The organism is Vibrio sp. 1978 (assembly GCF_033344345.1).
Genome location: NZ_JAWPOP010000286.1, coordinates 1 through 834, shown reverse-complemented (window position 1 = coordinate 834; position 834 = coordinate 1). Strand labels below are relative to the sequence as shown.

Here is an 834-nt window from a genome sequence, read left to right as displayed (position 1 = left end):
TAGTCGAAAGTTAATTCGACAAGTCTTTCGGTGGATGGGGTCTCCAAAACTCTATAATAAACTCTGTGATTTGTTTTTTGTTGGTTACTCCATCTACGTTTTTCTTTTAATCATCGTTCTTGCCCTTGCCTTCGCGATAACGAAAAGGCTGTGTCAGCAGCTTATCCAATCTTTGCTCTCTCGCTTCCCTGATCTCAGGCACACCAATCACGACATCGTTATGTCCAAGCGCTGGTTGTGCGCGATACGTTCCAAACCATCTATCCCAAACGGAAAGGAAAAAACCAAAGTTCGAATGGGTTTCCTTCACAATCACCGAATGGTGCACGCGGTGCATGTCTGGTGTCACAATGACTTTTCGCAGTTTCTTATCGATAGATAACCCAAGTTTTGCGTTACTGTGATTGAACATCGCACTCGCATTTAGAATGATCTCAAACACCACAATCGCGAGAGGTGAAACACCAAGAATGAATACCGAGGCGATTTTGACGACCATCGAGATGATGATTTCAATTGGATGAAAACGCGCGCCAGTCGTGACATCGATATCCAAATCGGCATGGTGCATACGATGAATTTTCCATAGCGGTTTAACGCGATGAAAAACCAAGTGCTGAACATAGATGATGAGATCGAGAACAATCACAGCAAGCAACACATTTAACCAACCGGGCAGGGACAGAAGATTGAATAGTCCCCAATGCTGATCATGAGCAATGGTCGCAGCTTGAAACGCAGCAATAGGCATCACTAATGCAATGATCGCGCTATTTAGGGCGACCAAAGAGAGGTTGTTTAACCAGCGAAAGGAACGTTTAACGGTGAGCGTCT

The 834-nt window shown here is 44.6% G+C and carries 1 protein-coding gene; it reads right to left on the bottom strand.

Going from position 1 to position 834, the window contains the following annotated elements; genetic code table 11:
* Positions 1-106: 106 nt before the first annotated feature.
* On the bottom strand, positions 107-834 hold a 728-nt coding region (locus R8N49_RS26120), incomplete at its 5' end, for a sterol desaturase family protein (protein ID WP_318190325.1).